The sequence below is a fragment of the Litorivivens sp. genome, from assembly GCF_057445395.1.
On sequence record NZ_JBVBUV010000012.1, the window covers coordinates 1 to 14,179 of the forward strand.

The 14,179-nt window shown below is 56.2% G+C and carries 17 protein-coding genes; 6 read left to right on the forward strand and 11 right to left on the reverse strand.

The annotated features are described in order from the left end of the window. Positions 1 to 231, forward strand: a 231-nt coding sequence (locus AC222A_RS05655) for a DnaB-like helicase C-terminal domain-containing protein (protein WP_486774726.1), incomplete at its 5' end; no start/stop codon positions are given. Here AC222A_RS05655 and tatC read toward each other — a convergent pair. The 10 genes from tatC to AC222A_RS05705 all read right to left on the reverse strand — a co-directional run bounded on the left by tatC (position 225) and on the right by AC222A_RS05705 (position 7,245). Beyond that, a complete protein-coding gene (tatC, locus tag AC222A_RS05660) occupies positions 225 to 974 on the reverse strand; it encodes a twin-arginine translocase subunit TatC (RefSeq protein WP_372758323.1) in 750 nt (249 codons plus the stop codon). The two genes, AC222A_RS05655 and tatC, sit on opposite strands and share 7 nt — an antisense overlap. Beyond that, the gene (tatB, locus tag AC222A_RS05665; protein ID WP_372758322.1) at positions 971 to 1,375 is read right to left on the reverse strand and encodes a Sec-independent protein translocase protein TatB; all 405 of its coding nucleotides are present in this window, start codon (positions 1,373 to 1,375) and stop codon (positions 971 to 973) included. Before tatB ends, tatC begins: the two co-directional genes overlap by 4 nt. Positions 1,376 to 1,387: 12 nt before the next feature. Continuing rightward, positions 1,388 to 1,636: a twin-arginine translocase TatA/TatE family subunit gene (tatA, locus tag AC222A_RS05670; protein ID WP_372747280.1), complete on the reverse strand. Its 249-nt coding sequence runs from the start codon at positions 1,634 to 1,636 to the stop codon at positions 1,388 to 1,390. Between the two features lie 31 nt (positions 1,637 to 1,667). Further along, entirely contained in the window at positions 1,668 to 2,000 is a 333-nt protein-coding gene (locus tag AC222A_RS05675) for a phosphoribosyl-ATP diphosphatase (protein WP_372747279.1), read from the reverse strand. After that, a complete protein-coding gene (hisI, locus tag AC222A_RS05680) occupies positions 1,997 to 2,404 on the reverse strand; it encodes a phosphoribosyl-AMP cyclohydrolase (RefSeq protein ID WP_486774727.1) in 408 nt (135 codons plus the stop codon). The genes AC222A_RS05675 and hisI overlap by 4 nt, the downstream gene beginning before the upstream one ends. A 52-nt stretch (positions 2,405 to 2,456) precedes the next feature. After that, a complete protein-coding gene (gene ubiB / locus AC222A_RS05685; protein ID WP_372747300.1) occupies positions 2,457 to 4,070 on the reverse strand; it encodes a ubiquinone biosynthesis regulatory protein kinase UbiB in 1,614 nt (537 codons plus the stop codon). Next, positions 4,070 to 4,693: a ubiquinone biosynthesis accessory factor UbiJ gene (locus tag AC222A_RS05690; RefSeq protein WP_372747277.1), complete on the reverse strand. Its 624-nt coding sequence runs from the start codon at positions 4,691 to 4,693 to the stop codon at positions 4,070 to 4,072. The genes ubiB and AC222A_RS05690 overlap by 1 nt, the downstream gene beginning before the upstream one ends. Beyond that, entirely contained in the window at positions 4,690 to 5,439 is a 750-nt protein-coding gene (gene ubiE, locus AC222A_RS05695) for a bifunctional demethylmenaquinone methyltransferase/2-methoxy-6-polyprenyl-1,4-benzoquinol methylase UbiE (protein ID WP_372747276.1), read from the reverse strand. The genes AC222A_RS05690 and ubiE overlap by 4 nt, the downstream gene beginning before the upstream one ends. 68 nt (positions 5,440 to 5,507) lie before the next feature. Continuing rightward, positions 5,508 to 6,020: a replication protein P gene (locus tag AC222A_RS05700; protein ID WP_372764473.1), complete on the reverse strand. Its 513-nt coding sequence runs from the start codon at positions 6,018 to 6,020 to the stop codon at positions 5,508 to 5,510. A 58-nt stretch (positions 6,021 to 6,078) separates the two neighbouring features. Beyond that, on the reverse strand, positions 6,079 to 7,245 hold the full coding sequence (locus AC222A_RS05705; protein WP_486774728.1) for a DnaT-like ssDNA-binding domain-containing protein: 1,167 nt from the start codon (positions 7,243 to 7,245) through the stop codon (positions 6,079 to 6,081). Between the two features lie 82 nt (positions 7,246 to 7,327). Between AC222A_RS05705 and radA the strand changes: the two genes are divergently transcribed. Beyond that, the gene (gene radA, locus AC222A_RS05710; RefSeq protein WP_372796539.1) at positions 7,328 to 8,692 is read left to right on the forward strand and encodes a DNA repair protein RadA; all 1,365 of its coding nucleotides are present in this window, start codon (positions 7,328 to 7,330) and stop codon (positions 8,690 to 8,692) included. A gap of 43 nt (positions 8,693 to 8,735) precedes the next feature. Here the strand turns inward: radA and AC222A_RS05715 are convergent, their stop codons facing one another. Continuing rightward, complete coding sequence (locus tag AC222A_RS05715; RefSeq protein ID WP_372781495.1) at positions 8,736 to 11,222, reverse strand: penicillin-binding protein 1A; 2,487 nt, start codon at positions 11,220 to 11,222, stop codon at positions 8,736 to 8,738. Positions 11,223 to 11,394: 172 nt separating this feature from the next. On the opposite strand from AC222A_RS05715, the gene AC222A_RS05720 reads away from it, so the two are divergent. From AC222A_RS05720 to AC222A_RS05735, 4 genes are read left to right on the forward strand one after another with little or no spacing between them, the layout of a single operon-like run. After that, positions 11,395 to 12,462, forward strand: a complete 1,068-nt coding sequence (locus AC222A_RS05720; RefSeq protein WP_372747628.1) for a pilus assembly protein PilM — start codon at positions 11,395 to 11,397, stop codon at positions 12,460 to 12,462. After that, positions 12,462 to 13,031: a PilN domain-containing protein gene (locus tag AC222A_RS05725; protein WP_372747627.1), complete on the forward strand. Its 570-nt coding sequence runs from the start codon at positions 12,462 to 12,464 to the stop codon at positions 13,029 to 13,031. The genes AC222A_RS05720 and AC222A_RS05725 overlap by 1 nt, the downstream gene beginning before the upstream one ends. 2 nt (positions 13,032 to 13,033) lie before the next feature. Further along, on the forward strand, positions 13,034 to 13,648 hold the full coding sequence (locus tag AC222A_RS05730) for a type IV pilus inner membrane component PilO (protein ID WP_372747626.1): 615 nt from the start codon (positions 13,034 to 13,036) through the stop codon (positions 13,646 to 13,648). After that, complete coding sequence (locus tag AC222A_RS05735; RefSeq protein ID WP_372747624.1) at positions 13,648 to 14,175, forward strand: pilus assembly protein PilP; 528 nt, start codon at positions 13,648 to 13,650, stop codon at positions 14,173 to 14,175. The genes AC222A_RS05730 and AC222A_RS05735 overlap by 1 nt, the downstream gene beginning before the upstream one ends. Positions 14,176 to 14,179: the final 4 nt, after the last annotated feature.

The window sequence follows — 14,179 nt, forward strand, 5'->3', positions numbered from 1 at the left end:
CCGGTAAACTCGGATCTACGGGAATCCGGTGCGATCGAGCAGGACGCTGACGTGATCATGTTTATCTATCGCGATGAAGTTTACAACGAAGAGACTGATCAGAAAGGTGTAGCGGAAATCATTATTGGCAAGCAGCGTAACGGTCCCATCGGCACCGCGCGGCTTGCCTTTATCGGTAAGTACACTCGCTTCGATAACCTTGCCTTTACCGGCTACGAAGACGATTACTGACCGTCTTCGGTTTCCCGGGTGCCGAGAAAGCGGCTGAAAAAGATACCCGCTTCAAACAGCAGCCACATCGGCACGGCCAGCAGGCACTGCGAAAAAATATCGGGTGGTGTCAGCAGCATGGCGACGACAAAGCAGCCGACTATCACGTAAGGGCGCTTTTCCCGTAGTGAGTCCCTTTCTACAGCGCCGCTCCAGATCAGCAGTACGGTTGCTATTGGAATTTCAAATGCCACCCCAAATGCCATAAATAGTTTCAGCGCGGTATCGAGAAAGCGACTAATGTCAGGCGTGTAGGCGACACCGACTGGCGCGACACTGCTGAAAAAACCAAACACCAGCGGAAACACGGCGTAGTAGGCGAATGCCAATCCTGCATAAAACAGCACAATGCTGGAAACCAGTAGAGGCAGGGCCACACGTTTTTCGTGTTTGTACATGCCGGGGGCTACAAACCCCCAGATCTGCTGAAGCATAAAGGGCATGGCGAGGCATATGCTGGCCACCATCACCAGCTTAAAGGGTGCCAGGAAGGTGGACGCAACTTCGGTGGCGATCATGCTGCTGCCCTCAGGCAGGTAGCGCGTCAGTGGCTCTGCTACAAAGGTGTAAATATCGTTGGCGAACGCCATTAGCGGTACGGCAAAGATCAGAATCACTAGAATGCTGCGCAGTAGGCGGTCGCGCAATTCGGTCAGGTGCTGTACCAGCGGTTGGCCGGTATCGTTTTCGGCGCCGGTGCTCATGAGGATTTGGTGTCGTTTTGTGGTGTGGTGTTTTGGGTGGGCGACCGGTTGTCGTCGGCGGCTGACGGCTCAGGTTTTACCACATCGCTAATGTCGTACTCGAGCGATTTCAGTTTTTTTTCCGATTCGCGAAATTCGCTCTCCACCTGATTAAAGCTGTCTTTCAGTGAATCTTCGGTGTCTTTCAGGTTGGCCATGATGGCTTCGTTGTGCAGCTGCCGCTTGATTTCTTCGGCGCCCACCTCGCGCTCTATTTCATTTTTGAGCGCAGTAAAGCTGCGGCGCAAGCGGCCGAGCCAGAGGGATACTGTGCGGATGGCACCGGGCAGGCGCTCTGGGCCGAGCACCAGCAAGCCCACGATAAAAATCAGTACCAGTTCGGCAAAACCGATATCGAACATCGCAGGGCCAGCTTAGGCTGATTTATCCTTGTGTTCGGCGTTGGTCGCAGCGCTTTGCGGATTCTGGGGGTCGGATTCGACTTTCTCGGCCTCGCCCTCGGGCTTGTCGCTGTTAGCCTTGCTGTCTTCGTCAGCCATGCTGTTCTTGAAACCCTTGATGGCGCTACCTAGATCGGTGCCAATACCTTTGAGTTTCTTGGTGCCGAACAACAGCAGCACTATCACTAGAATGACAACCAGTTCTTTTATACCAAAACCCATGTTATTTCCCTCACTACCATTCGAAAGCGGCTTACTGCCGTGAAGCTTTTTCTGCGTGACCGGAAAGATCGAAGCGTTTTTCCAGCTCCGTCAATACGTCGCGGTAACTCAAATTCAGGTGGGACAGCATAACCAGGCTGTGAAACCAGAGGTCTGCTGTTTCACCTACGAGATCAGCGCGACCGGCGTCGTCTGTTGCATCCTTGGCAGCCAAGATGGTCTCGGTGGCCTCTTCGCCCACTTTTTCCAGGATTTTGTTCAGTCCCTTGGCATGCAGGCTTGCCACGTAGGACGCATCGGGGTCCGCGGCCTGCTTGCGGGCATCGAGTACAGCGTGTAATTGCTCAAGGATGCGGTCGTTCATGATGTCTGATAAATACTGTCGGGGTCTTTTAATACCGGCTCAGTTGGCTGCCAGTGGCCGTTGTCGTCCAAAGTGCGAAAGAAACAGCTTTCGCGGCCTGTATGGCAGGCAATGCCACCCTGTTGGGTAACGCTCAGCACCACCGTGTCGCCATCGCAGTCGAGCTGGATGTGATCTACCAGCTGTTCATGGCCAGAGGACTCACCTTTTTTCCAGAGTTTGCCGCGCGAGCGCGACCAGTACACGGCCTTGCCGGTTTGGCGCGTGAGCGCCAGCGAGTCGCGGTTCATCCAGGCCATCATCAAAACGCGTCCAGTTGCTTTGTCCTGGGCAATCGCCGGCACCAGTCCGTCAGTGTTAAAAGCCACTGCGTCGAGCCAAGTTTCCGTTTGTGATTCTGTCATGATTCACCTGTTTAATCTGTGCATTATGGCATGCCTTGGTGCGTGGTTGACACTATTTGAGCGCGAGAACCAGCAGGCCGAGTGCACCAAGTGCGAGTGTATGTGGTGACCAATGGGCAAGTTCAGCCTGCATCAGGCTGGCGCCGATAAGCACGATACCCAGCACGCGCCATCGGTAACTGCGTTTTTCCTGTTGCAGTTGACGTTCAAGGTGCTCAATGTCGGTGTTTGGCACCGGCATTTCGATAGGGCGCCGAGGCCCTTCCAGTAATTGTTCTGGCAGGTTGGGGAGCTGCTCTAGCCAGCCGGGCAAGCGGTGGCTTACCCGTTTAAACATGCTCTGGGGTGAATAGCGGTCGCGCAGCCAGTGCTCCAGAAAGGGCTTGGCAGTGTCCCACAGGTTGAGTTCGGGGTAGAGCTGGCGTCCAAGTCCTTCTATGTTGAGCAGGGTCTTTTGCAGCAGTACTAGTGAGGGTTGCACTTCCATCTCAAAACGGCGAGCGGTGGAAAACAAATACACTAGCAGTTGGCCGAAAGAGATTTCTGCCAGTGGTTTTTCGAACACTGGCTCGCAAACGCTGCGAATCGCTGATTCAAATTCGCGCACGCGCGTGTGCGGAGGCACCCAGCCACACTCGATATGCAGTTCGGCCACTTCCCGGTAATTGCGCTGGAAGATCGCCAGCAGGTTGCGCGCCAGATAGTACTGGTCTGAATCGCTGAGGCTGCCGATGATGGCGCAGTCGATGGCGATATACTGCGGGCGTTCAGGGTGCTTGCGAGACACAAAAATATTGCCGGGATGCATGTCTGCGTGAAAAAAACTGTCGCGAAATACTTGCGTGAAAAAGATTTCCACACCGCGTTCGGCAAGACGTTTCATGTCGGTGTTTTGGGCATTGAGCGCAGCGACGTCGGTAACGGGTATGCCTTCAATGCGTTCCATGACAAGTACATTGCGGCGGGTGTAGTCCCAGTAGACCTCCGGGACATAGAGCAGGTCGGAGTCGGCAAAGTTTCGCCGCAATTGTGAGGTGTTAGCTCCTTCGCGCTGTAGATCCAGCTCGTCGAGAATGGTGAGTTCGTAGTCCTCGACCACCTCAACTGGGCGTAGGCGGCGTCCGTCTGGTAGGTAGTGTTGTACCAATCGCGCAATGCTGTAGAGCAAGCGTATATCTTTTTCTATGGTGCGCTGAATATCTGGCCGGATGACTTTGACAACCACCTGCTGGCCGTTGTTTAGCGTGGCCGCATGGACCTGGGCGACTGAAGCGGAGGCCAGCGGCTGGGTTTCAAAATGACCGAACAGTTCTTCTACCGGTTTGCCCAAGGCAGATTCAATGAGAGTACGTGCCTGCTCGTTGGAAAACGGGGGTACCTGATCTTGCAGTTTGGCCAGCTCATCGGCCACATCGTCTGGCAGCAGGTCGCGCCGGGTGGAGAGTTGTTGTCCGAATTTAATGAAGACCGGCCCCAGGGCTTCCAGTGCCAGGCGTAGGCGTGCACCGCGATTGTGTTGCGGCGCGGGCACCAGACGCCAGGGGCCGAAGCGCAGCAGGATGCAGAGCCAGCTCGGTAAGCGGGTGACGTCAATCAGCTGATCAAGCCGGAAGCGGATGATGATCAGCAAAATGGTGAGCAGGCGGCGAATTCCAAACAAGGCGATTACTCGGGGTCGTGGGGTTGCAGGCGTTGTTGCAGCAGTTTGAGGCGGGCTTCTAGTTTCTCTGTGCGAAGTGAAAGGTCTTCAACGTCGCGGTAGAAATCTTCCACCTGGATCGGGTGGGGCACCCACTGACTCTCTTCGCGAATAAATTCGGTGGCCTGGCGCCGAAAAGCTGCCAGAGCACCCAAGGCCCAGCGTCCGCCCTGACGCACACCGCGTCCGATCTGGTGGGCCGCAACGTCGCCAATCAGCCGCGCCAGAGGTGCTTCCCAGTCGAGATCCAGCGCGGAGAGTATTTCGCGCAGTTCCAGCACCCTCGAAGTATCTCCTTCGACTCGTACGTTGCCGTTGATCAGGGCCGCGCCGGGGTCGCTGGCGAGCGCTATTTTGGTGAATTCATCCCAGCTGCCGGTGAGGGTCGTGGTCGACGTCTCTTCACAGTCGCTCAGCAGCAGAATGTGGCTGTCTATCACCAGCGTCAGGGAAAAGGCAGGTTGCGTGCAGTGCAGGGTGAAGCGCTGGCCCTGGAGTGCGTCGAGCCGCTCTCGGGTCACCGGGTCGAGCTCCAGCGCGCGATTGATCAGCGATTCCAGCGCGGCGAGCGCTGGTGCTGGCAGTTTCATGCCTTGATGCCTCGGTGCACGGCGACGATGCCGCCAGTCATGTTGTAGTAGCTGGTGTTCGCAAAGCCGGCGTCTTCCATCATGTCTTTCAGGGTTTCCTGATCCGGGTGCATGCGAATGCTTTCAGCCAGGTAGCGATAGCTTTCGCTGTCTCCGGCGACTAGCTGGCCCATACGTGGCAGAATATTGAAAGAGTATTGGTCGTAAACTTTGCTGAGCAGATCACTCTGGGGTTTTGAAAACTCCAACACCAAACAGCGGCCGCCGGGCTTGAGTACCCGGTGCATGGAGCGCAACGCGGCGTCTTTGTCGGTCACATTGCGCAGCCCAAATGCGATGGTCAGGCAGTCAAAGTAATCGTCTGGAAAGGGCAGGCATTCGGCATTGGCCTGCACGTAATCGATATTGGCGACGATGCCCTTGTCAGTCAGCTTTTCGCGGCCGACTTCCAGCATGGAACTGTTGATGTCGGCGAGTACTACCTGCCCGGTGGGGCCGACCAACTTACTGAATTTTGCCGCCAGATCGCCAGTGCCGCCAGCAATGTCGAGTACCCGCTGTCCTCGGCGGACGCCGGACAGCTCGATGGTAAAGCGTTTCCACATGCGGTGGATGCCGCCAGACATCAGGTCGTTCATTAGGTCGTAGCGAGAGGCAACCGAGTGAAAAACGCCGGCCACCATGCCTGCTTTTTCGTTGCGATCTACGGTGTTAAAACCAAAGTGGGTTTTGTTGTCGTCTGCCATGGGGCGCCCTGAACAGAGTAAGGGGCGCTATTGTAGCCTCGCGGCGGCGCTATGTATAACGTCTGCCGTCACAGGCCGAGTTCTTTGCGCAATTCCCGCAATTTTTCGCGGCGCTCTTCGAGTGACAGCGGAGTGTTGTGCTCTTGCGGCAGCGCGGGGGTGCTGGGCAAGGCAAGCTCTTCACCGTCCAGCACTTGCTGGCAGATACGCAGGTAGTGGTCTTTAAATACCGGGAAGGCGGTGCGCTCGGCATTGTTGGCCAGAAAATACCAGTCGGCGGCGCGACCGGCATGGTACACCGCAATATGGCTCCAGTTGTAATCGGCTTTGGGCGAAGTCGCGCGGCAGGCTTCCAGGTAGGCGCTGTGAGGATCCGGCAAGCCAAACTCGGTGAGTGAGGGCTTGCTCAGCTCGCGTATGGTGTGCAGCGTTGGTAGATAGGCAGACTCGCGGATGCTGCGTCGGCAGCCGCGAATGATTTCTTCGGGGCTTAAATCCAGCAGGCTGTGCAGCCACAGTTGCTTTGCCACATTGGCTTTGTCGCCCGGAAACGCCTTATGGAACTGGTTGTGGTAGGCCAGTTCGAGCTCGGTGAAGAGCTGGTTGATCGCGTCTATGTGGGCTTCGGTGACGCTCGGCTCAGCCTGTGGTTTTGCCTGTGAGCCCGCTGGCCCAGCTGCGATCGGTGAGCTTGCGGAAGAGCTTTTCAGCTTCCGATTGAGACTTTCCGTCAGGGTTTTGCTGTCCTGCATTGTTTTCTCCCATTCGGTGGCGCTGGGCCCACTGATACTTCACGTGCTGCAGAAATTTGCTGTTCCAGGAACGCTGCAGTTGCCGGCTATCTTGCCAGTAGAGGCGGAACTCGGGCAACAGCTTGCGCGCAAAGTCGGCATCGATATTGGCCATGTGCAGGATATCAAAAACCGCGTCGCCGGGTTGCCAGTTTGCCGGTATCTGTTTGGGTTCGGTATCGTGTTCTATGGCATTAGTGTAGTGCGCCCACTGGCGACGCACGTGTTCAATAAAGCGGGTGTTCCACTGTCGGTCGCGGCGGCCATTTTCACGCCAGTACAGCACAAACTCCGGAACGGCGTCTTCGATGAAGCTGCGATCGATGTCGGCGCGCTCCAGTATTTCCAATGCATCCTCGCTGGGCTGCCAGTCTTGGGGGATCGGCAGCAACTGGGCTTCTTCTGTCTTGTCGTACTGATGTTTCTTCCAGCGTTTCACCACATTCTGGGTGAAAGTGCTGTTCCAGGATGCGCGCGCATCGCCCTTGTCTCGCCAGTAGGCGATAAATTCCGGCAGTATGGCGTCGATAAAGGTGGGGTCCACGCCGTGGAAGCGAGTCAGGTAGTTGATGCTTTCGCGATCCGGCTGCCAACTGCTGTCGATGGGTGTGGCACCAGCGTCGCGATTATAGGGCGATGTGCCGCGGGCAGTCTGCTGCGGTCGGGGGGCCGGTGAGCGTGGTTGCGCGCGTGTGCGCTCGCGTACAGGTGAGGAAGTTTCCGTCGATCCGGCATTGCCACTGTTGAGCGAGAAGCGCACATTGCGCACGCTGCTATTGAGCGCGCTGGTCAGGGTAATGACACCCTGGGATTGCAATTGCAGCAAAATACGGTCAATTTCCGGCTCCTGCCAGAACGGCAGTAATTGTTGCAGTTGGTCTTTATCGATAAGCTGCCAGCTGTCTTCTCCCCCGTGTAACTGGGCCCACTCGGTCAGCAGCTGCAGCAGGATGGCTTCGTGCAATCCGAGCGTGGCGGCAAGTGTTGGTGAAACTATCAGTGGGCGTTCAATCACAGGTCAGACTACACGGGGAATCAAAAGCGTATTGTACGGTGCGGCCTAGCCAGGGGCCAACCGGGAATTGGGGAATAAAACGATGGCGAAACAGAAGTCGGCTTTTGTCTGCAATGATTGCGGCAGTGAATACAGTCGCTGGCAGGGGCAGTGTCATGATTGCGGGGCTTGGAACACGCTGTCTGAGGTTCGCCTCGGTCCAGCGGCAGGCAAGGTCCCGGCGCGATCGGTGGGGTATGCCGGTGCAGAGGCGTCGCAGGTGCAAACGCTCGCCAGCATTGATCTAGCCGATTTGCCACGCATTCACAGTGGCTCGTCGGAGTTTGACCGTGTACTCGGCGGTGGTCTGGTGCCAGGGTCGGCGGTATTGATAGGCGGCCATCCTGGCGCCGGCAAAAGTACGCTGTTGTTGCAGACGCTGTGCAAGTTGGCGGAATCGGTGCCGGCGCTCTATATCACCGGCGAGGAATCTCTACAGCAGGTAGCCATGCGCGCCAAACGGCTCGAGCTGAAAGCGGACAAGCTACAATTGCTGTCGGAAACCCAGTTGGAGTCTATTTTGGCGCAGGCGGCGCGCCAGAAGCCGGCCGTCATGGTGGTGGATTCGGTGCAGGTGCTGCATATGGAAGGAGTCAGCTCCGCGCCGGGCAGCGTATCGCAGGTTAGAGAATGTGCGGCAGCACTGACGCGTTTTGCCAAGCAGACCAATACCATCGTGTTGCTGGTTGGGCATGTAACGAAGGAGGGTTCTCTGGCCGGACCCAAGGTGCTGGAGCATATGATTGACTGTTCGATTATGCTCGAAGGCAGCAGCGATACCCGGTTTCGCACCCTGAGGGGGCACAAGAACCGGTTTGGCGCCGTCAACGAGCTAGGTGTGTTTGCCATGACGGAACTCGGGCTCAAGGAAGTGAAAAATCCATCGGCAATTTTTCTTAACCGGCAGGCCGAGCCGGCATCGGGCAGTGTAGTCATGGTGGTCTGGGAGGGCACGCGGCCGCTGTTGGTGGAAATTCAGGCGCTGGTTGACGCCAGTGCTGTCGGGCATCCACGCCGGGTAGCGGTGGGCTTAGAGCAGAATCGCTTGGCGATGCTGTTGGCGGTTCTGCACCGGCACGGCAGCTTGCAGGTAGGCGATCAGGACGTGTTTGTGAATGTGGTGGGTGGGGTAAAAGTGCTGGAGACCAGCGCCGATCTCGCGCTGCTTTTCGCGATTGTATCGAGTTTCCGTGATCGCCCCTTGCCGGAGGATCTGGTGGTTTTTGGCGAAGTGGGATTGTCGGGTGAAATTCGCCCCGTCCCTAGTGGTCAGGAGCGTTTGCAAGAGGCTGTAAAGCACGGCTTCAAGCGCGCCATTGTGCCCACGGCTAACCGGCCGCGCAAAGCCCTTGAAGGCATGACGGTGGTGGCGGTGGATAATCTGGCTCAGGCGCTTGAGGCGCTCTAGCAGCAGGTGGCGTCGGCTGCCTGCTGTAGAACGCTGCCCGTATTCAGAAGATCTCTTCCAGCGTGTTATCGCCAGGGCCGGCCCCGGGTGACATGGCGGGTACTTCCACGCTGTCTGCCTCGGGGACCTCTTCCACTCGAAAGATTTCGAAAATTGCGTTGCTTTGACCGGGCGCCGCCAGTTTGCCGCTGTTGGGGTCGATACGCACTGTCGCGATGCCCGGGGGTTGCTTGGCCGGGCGCTCTGGAACGCCTTTGAGGGCCGTTTCCATGTACTTCATCCAGATGGGCAAGGCGGTGGCGCCACCGTATTCACGGCGTCCCAGGTTTTTGTTGTCGTCAAAGCCGACCCAGGTGGTGGTAACGATGCCGGCGCCATAGCCAGAGAACCAGACGTCGGTCGGGCCGTTGGTGGTGCCGGTTTTGCCGGCAAGGTCGGTGCGGCCAAGCTTGCGGGCGCGACGTCCGGTGCCATAGCGGATAACGTCCTTGAGAATGCTGTCCATTATATAGGCCACGCGTTCCTCAACAATGCGCTCGGCTGCCGGGTGTTGAACTTCCGGGATCTCGGGTTTTGCATTGAGAATGGCTTCGAGGTTGTTGGCTTCTTCAAAGAAGGGTTCGTCGCCGACAAAAATCTCCTCTTCCGGGAACGTAACCGTCTGCTCGTCGCAGTCCTGGCACACCACGGGATGTTCGGCCTGGTAGAGGACGTTTCCGTCTCGGTCTTCAATGCGCTCGAGCACGTAGGGCTTGACGCGATAACCGCCGTTGGCGAAGACCGCGTAGCCATTGACCACATCCAGCGGCGTAGCAGAGAGGCTGCCGAGGGCCAGCGACAGGTCCCGAGGTAATTGTGATTTCCTGAACCCGAACCGTGTCACGTAGTCGATGGTTTTGGCGATGCCGGTGGAGCGTAACAGGCGGATAGACACCAGGTTGCGGGAGTTGTAAAGCGCTTTGCGCAGACGGGTGGGGCCGTAGAATTTGCCACTGTCGTTGGTCGGTCGCCAGGTGCTCTCCAGCTGCTGGTCGTCAAAGACAATGGGTGCGTCGTTGATAATGGTGGCTGGCGTGGCGCCGTTTTCCAGTGCGGCGGCATAGATAAAGGGTTTGAAGTTGGAGCCTGGCTGCCGATTGGCCTGAGTTACCCGGTTAAAACTGCTGTAGCCGTAATCGTAGCCGCCTACCAGGCTGACAATGGCGCCAGTTTCCGCATTCATGGAAACCAACGATGCCTGAACGTCGGGCAGTTGTGATAGCTGCCAGGTCTGGCCCTTGCCGGCGGTAATGCGAATCAGATCGCCGCGTTTCAGAATGTCGGCGGCTTTCTCGGGTGATTTACCCAGACTGTTTTCATCAAGGCGTGGACGCGCTGAGGATAGTCCATCTTCCCAGGTCAGCGTGGTCTGTGAGCCATCCCTGAGCAGAATATCAACAGCCTGTTCTTGAACGTTCAGTACCAGGGCGGGTTCCCAGCGCCCTACCGAGCCGACGCGACGCAGTTCGCTGCGCCAGTGTTCCAGATCCTGAGGGTTCTTTTTCAGCGGCCAGTGATCCTCGGGGCCGCGGTAGCCATGACGATTGTCGTAATCCATGACACCGGCGATTACTGCCTCGTTGGCGACGTTCTGGAGCTTGCTATCGATGGTGGCGAAGGCGCGGAAGCCCTCGGTGTAGGCATCGGGTCCGTAGCGGCGAATCATTTCGCGGCGGATCATCTCTGAGACGTAGGCGGCGTCGGCCTGAAGTTTGCTGCCGTAATAACTGGCGCTGACTTCTGTTTTGCGCGCCTCTTCGTATGCCTGCTGGTCGATATAGCCGAGACCGAGCATGCGGCTGAGAATCCAGTCGCGGCGCGACTTGGCGCGCGATGCATTGGCGAGGGGGTTATACAGGGAGGGTGCCTTTGGCAAACCGGCGATCATGGCCATCTGCGCCAGGCTGAGTTCGCCGACATGCTTGTCGTAGTATACGCCGGCCGCCGCTTCGATACCGTAAGCGTGGTTGCCGAGAAATATCTTGTTCAAGTAAAGCTCGAGGATTTCTTCTTTTGAAAGTGCCCGCTCGATCTTGATGGCAAGGAATATCTCATTGAATTTTCTAGAAAAAGTTCGTTCCTGAGTGAGGAAGTAGTTCTTGGCGACCTGCATGGTGATGGTGCTGCCGCCCGTCTGGATTTCACCGCTCATGATCAATTGTGACGCTGCTCGCAGCAAGCCACCGATATCTACGCCATGATGTTTATAAAAACGGTCGTCCTCAGCGGCGAGGAAGGCCTGAATAAATAGTGGTGGGATATCTTCGAAGTCCAGCGGTGTTCTTTTCATCTCCCCGAATTCACCGATTAGCAGGTTATCGCTGCTGTAGATGCGCAGCGGCGTCTGTAATCGGATGTCGCGAAGTGAATCAACATCCGGTAATTTTGGTGTTAAATAAATGAAGATAGCGGCGAAACCGGCCACGGCGGCGGCGGTCAGCACCAAAATTAAATGTGTAAGTACCCGCCGTAGAACAATAAATTTTGACATTCGGTCCCTGTGGAATGGTGGCTTGGGGTTTGCGAAGTGGCGCCTATGTTAGCGAATTGAGACGCTGTCTACTCAAATTTAATTATAACCATTTGCGAAATCGGGTTCTGTGGTATTTAATCTAATTATAAAAAGTGTGTTCTAAGTCTCGGATGCAGATAGGAAAACTCTGGTGTTAAAGGAACTTTTCGGCGGCTGGCGACCCAGCCAGGTGATTGGTGTGGATATTAGTTCCAGTACTGTCAAAGTGCTGGAATTGAGCCGCAATGACGGTCGCTACCGCGTGGAAAGCTTCGCGGTGGCTCCCTTACCTCAAAATGCGGTGGTCGAAAAAAATATCACCGATACCGAGGTGGTGGCCGAAACGCTACGCCTGGCCTACGCTCGCTCTCGCTCCAAGCAGAAAAATGCGGCGGCAGCGGTATCGGGTGCAGCGGTCATCACCAAGGTGATCGAAATGTCGGCCGACCTCAAAGAGGATGTTCTGGAAACCCAGATCACCATGGAGGCCGATCAGTATATTCCCTATCCCCTGGATGAAGTCGCGCTCGACTTCGAAGTGCTCGGCCCGTCCGAGCGAAATGAGGAAATGGTGGAAGTGCTGCTGGCCGCCTCGCGCCAAGAAAATATCGATACGCGAGTAGAGTCGCTTGAACTGGCCGGGCTGGAAGCGAAGGTTATTGATATTGAAGCGTTTGCCATGGAACGCGCCTTCTCGCTGATCGTCGAGCAGTTTGAGTTGAACGAGAACTCGGTGGTGGCGATTGTCGATATCGGGGCGACCGTAACCACCCTTAGCGTGATCGTTAACAATGAAACCATCTACACGCGTGAGCAGCTATTCGGTGGCCGCCAGTTGACGGAAGAGATTCAGCGCCGCTACGGCATCACCTATGAGGAGGCCGGGCAGGCCAAAAAAGAAGGTGGTATTTCCGACGACTATGAAGAAGAGGTGCTCGAGCCCTACCGCGAAGCCGTGTTGCAGCAGATAACCCGCGCACTTCAGTTCTTTTTCTCGGCAAGCCAGTACAACATGGTTGATCTGGTTGTGTTGGCGGGTGGTGTTGCCTCAACCAGTGGGTTGGCTGAGAAAGTGGGCGAGGAAATAGGCACTACAACCGTCGTCGCAAACCCTTTTGCTAATATGGAAGTGGCCCCTGGGGTTGATGTCCTGGCATTGAACAGTGACGCACCGGCAATGATGATTGCCTGCGGGCTGGCGCTGAGGAGTTTTGACTGATGGCAAATATTAACCTCCTCCCCTGGCGTGCAGAACGACGTGCTGCGTTGCAGCGGCAGTTCCTGGTAATTCTGGGCGGTATGGCCCTGCTTGGTGGCATTATTGTGCTGATAGCGAACCAGGTGGTGACCGGTCAGATTGAGTACCAGAACGGGCGCAACAGCTATTTGAAGCAGCATATTGCCGAACTGGACCGGCAGGTGAAAGAAATTCGCGAACTTGAAAAGCGTCGCGCAGAGCTACTGGAGCGGATGGAAATTATCCAGGGCTTGCAGGGCAAGCGCCCGGTCATTGTTCGTATCTTTGATGAATTTGTTCGCACCATGCCTGATGGCGCGTATTTTCAGACAATGACCCGCAGCAAGGACAGGATTCACGTGGTGGGCAAGGCGGAATCGAATAACCGGGTATCAAGCCTGATGCGCCGCGTCGACGGCTCCGAGTGGTTCAAGGATCCGAACCTGACTTCCGTAAAGGCGGCTCCGGATTACGGTGAGCAGGGCAGCCAGTTTGAACTTTCCTTCAGCATTACCTCGCCGGACGAGGAAAAGAAAGGTAAGGAGAAATAACCTTGGCTTTTCAGGATGCAATAAAAGACCTTAAAGATCTGGATCTCAATAATCTGGATTTCGAGTCTATTGGTACCTGGCCGATACTGGCCAAGGCGATCCTCTGGCTGGTTGTATTTCTGGCGGTCGTCATCGGCGGGTATTTCCAGTTGATTGCGCCGCTGCGGGTGGAATTGGCTCAGGTCACCGCCAAAGAGCAGGATTTGCGTGAGGAGTACAAGCGTAAGGCATTCAAGGCGGCAAACCTGGCGGCGTACCGCAAACAAATGATCGAGATGGAAGAGACCTTTGGTGCGTTATTGAGTCAGTTGCCGACCGACACCGAAGTTCCCGGTCTGCTCGAAGACATCACCGAAGAAGGGGTGTCCAATGGCCTGGAAATCACGTCAATCAAACTCCAGCCGGAAGTCAAAAAAGAGTTTTACATCGAGTTGCCCATCAGCATTCAGGTGAAGGGTCCCTATCACGATCTGGCTGCCTTTGTGAGTGGTATTGCCAGCCTGCCGCGAATCGTTACGCTTCACGATTTCAAGATTGGCGGGGTAAAAGGCGCGATTGACCTCAGTATGTCTATCACTGCCAAGACGTATCGCTATCGCGATCCGGAGGCGGGCTGATGAAAAAGCTGGGAGTTATCTTGGGCGTTACAGTGGCCTTGGCGGGCTGCGGAGGCAACGCGGCCTACGAAGATATTGATGCCTACATGGCGGAGGTTAAATCGCGGCCTGTCGGTCAAATTCCGCCGATCCCGCCGTTCAAGGCCTATAAAGCTTTCAATTACAGTGCCTCCGGTATGCGCAGCCCCTTTATTCGCCCGGTCGAGGCAAAGCAGGTGGCCCGTCTGTCGGGTAATGCGACGGTGACGCCCGATTTTAATCGCAAGCAAGAGTTCCTCGAGCAGTTCAGTCTGGACTCTCTGCGTATGGTGGGATCGTTAGAAATAGACGGCGTGCGCTGGGCTCTGGTGAAAGACAGTGAAAACAGCGTGCACCGGGTCAAGCGCGGTAACTATGTTGGCCGCAATCACGGCAGAATTGTTGAGTCGAATGAGACCAATGTCCTGATCATCGAAATCGTTTCCGATGGTGCGGATGGTTGGATTGAGCGACCACGAACACTGGAAATAAAAACGAGTGACGGTTAAGCGA

Excerpts from the sequence above, each read along its gene's own strand:
- AC222A_RS05675 (WP_372747279.1), bottom strand. The coding sequence starts at position 2,000 with ATGAACGACCGCATCCTTGAGCAATTACACGCTGTACTCGATGCCCGC.
- AC222A_RS05735 (WP_372747624.1), top strand. The coding sequence starts at position 13,648 with ATGAAAAAGCTGGGAGTTATCTTGGGCGTTACAGTGGCCTTGGCGGGC.
- AC222A_RS05715 (WP_372781495.1), bottom strand. The coding sequence starts at position 11,222 with ATGTCAAAATTTATTGTTCTACGGCGGGTACTTACACATTTAATTTTG.
- tatC (WP_372758323.1), bottom strand. The coding sequence starts at position 974 with ATGAGCACCGGCGCCGAAAACGATACCGGCCAACCGCTGGTACAGCAC.
- tatA (WP_372747280.1), bottom strand. The coding sequence starts at position 1,636 with ATGGGTTTTGGTATAAAAGAACTGGTTGTCATTCTAGTGATAGTGCTG.
- ubiE (WP_372747276.1), bottom strand. The coding sequence starts at position 5,439 with ATGGCAGACGACAACAAAACCCACTTTGGTTTTAACACCGTAGATCGC.
- radA (WP_372796539.1), top strand. The coding sequence starts at position 7,328 with ATGGCGAAACAGAAGTCGGCTTTTGTCTGCAATGATTGCGGCAGTGAA.
- AC222A_RS05725 (WP_372747627.1), top strand. The coding sequence starts at position 12,462 with ATGGCAAATATTAACCTCCTCCCCTGGCGTGCAGAACGACGTGCTGCG.
- hisI (WP_486774727.1), bottom strand. The coding sequence starts at position 2,404 with ATGACAGAATCACAAACGGAAACTTGGCTCGACGCAGTGGCTTTTAAC.
- AC222A_RS05690 (WP_372747277.1), bottom strand. The coding sequence starts at position 4,693 with ATGAAACTGCCAGCACCAGCGCTCGCCGCGCTGGAATCGCTGATCAAT.
- tatB (WP_372758322.1), bottom strand. The coding sequence starts at position 1,375 with ATGTTCGATATCGGTTTTGCCGAACTGGTACTGATTTTTATCGTGGGC.